General features: G+C 64.7%; 2 protein-coding genes and 1 pseudogene. 2 read left to right on the top strand and 1 reads right to left on the bottom strand.

The window, feature by feature from the left end; all coding sequences use genetic code 11:
• Nucleotides 1-436, bottom strand: a pseudogene (locus J0I64_RS15630) (hypothetical protein); the annotation flags it as partial.
• A 157-nt stretch (nucleotides 437-593) separates the two neighbouring features.
• On the opposite strand from J0I64_RS15630, the gene J0I64_RS15625 reads away from it, so the two are divergent.
• Nucleotides 594-1,022: a TadE/TadG family type IV pilus assembly protein gene (locus tag J0I64_RS15625; protein ID WP_291409897.1), complete on the top strand. Its 429-nt coding sequence runs from the start codon at nucleotides 594-596 to the stop codon at nucleotides 1,020-1,022.
• Nucleotides 1,019-1,187: pilus assembly protein TadG-related protein (locus J0I64_RS22655; RefSeq protein ID WP_366933755.1), on the top strand; the 169-nt coding region annotated here is incomplete at its 3' end. The genes J0I64_RS15625 and J0I64_RS22655, both read left to right, overlap by 4 nt.

Raw genomic sequence — 1,187 nt, 5'->3', positions numbered from 1 at the left:
TGCCATCGGCGAGCATGCGCAGCTCGGTGGCGGCCCTGGCGATCAGGCTTTCGACATCACCCTTTTGCTGCGGCCCCGCCGGCAGGCGGAAACCGCTGATGTCGATGCCCTTGACCTCCTGGCTGAGGCCCGACAGCGGCGGCAGCGCGCCATGGACATGCACGGCGATGACGGCGAGATAAGCGGGCTGCCAGATGAGATTGGTCCAGAGCCGCACGGCATAAAACGGCTGCCCCGCCGCCGGATAGGTCGCCTCGGTGCGGGCATAGAGATCACGCAGCAGCGCCTCGTTGTCAGCGCCCGCCGCATGCCAGCCGGGCAAGGGCGCCCCCGGCGCGCCTTTCATGAAGCCGGTGACGCGCGCCGCCACTTCCAGCAGCCGGGTCAGGGCAACATCGTCGCTATCGAGGGCGAAGAGAAAATTGCGGGCGGCCAAACGGGCGGTTCCTGAGGTTCGTCCCTCCCTATACCGGCATTGTTCCATAAGCAAATAGCCGATCCGGAATGCGCATTTCTGCGCGGCAGAAGCTTCATCGGCTACTGGGTGGCGCGCGCCGAGCATGACCCGACCAGGACCGGCCCAGGAGCGCTCCATGGCTCGCCAGCATCCAGCTTTTCTTGCCCATGAACGCGGCGGCGCCGCAGTCGAATTTGCCATTCTGGCCCCCGTCTATCTGCTCATGCTCTGCGGCATGCTGGCCTATGGGCTCTATTTCGGCGCCGCCCACTCATTGCAGCAACTGGCGGCTGATGCGGCGCGCATTTCCATTGGCGGGCTCGACAGTACCGAGCGCAACCGACTGGTGGGCACCTATCTCGATCGCCATGCCAGCGGCTATATGCTGATCGCCCGAAAAGACCTCAGCTTTACGATCGGCGATGATCCCCTCGATCCTACGCAATATCGCGTGGTCCTGCGCTATGACGCCGCCGACCTGCCGATCTGGAACCTTTACCCGCCGCTCCCCATGCCCAGTCGCTACATGGTCTATGGGGCGACCATCCGGCAGGGCGGGTTATGATCGGCCGGTTTCTGCGCGACAGCCGGGGCAATATGGCAGTGCTCTTTGCCACCGCCTTTTCGCTTTCGGCCGTCATTGGCGCTATCGCCGTAGACGCGGCGGCCCTTTATCACGAACGCCGTTCGATCCAGTCCACGGTCGACCTCGCCGCCATCAGCGCCGCCG

Source organism: Devosia sp. (assembly GCF_017307565.1).
Taxonomy (GTDB): Bacteria; Pseudomonadota; Alphaproteobacteria; order Rhizobiales; family Devosiaceae; genus Devosia.
Note: the sequence above shows the minus strand (reverse complement) of the source record. Positions and strands in the feature narration are given on the sequence as shown.

Coding starts and splice junctions, on each gene's coding strand:
- J0I64_RS15625 (WP_291409897.1), top strand. CDS start 594: ATGGCTCGCCAGCATCCAGCTTTTCTTGCCCATGAACGCGGCGGCGCC.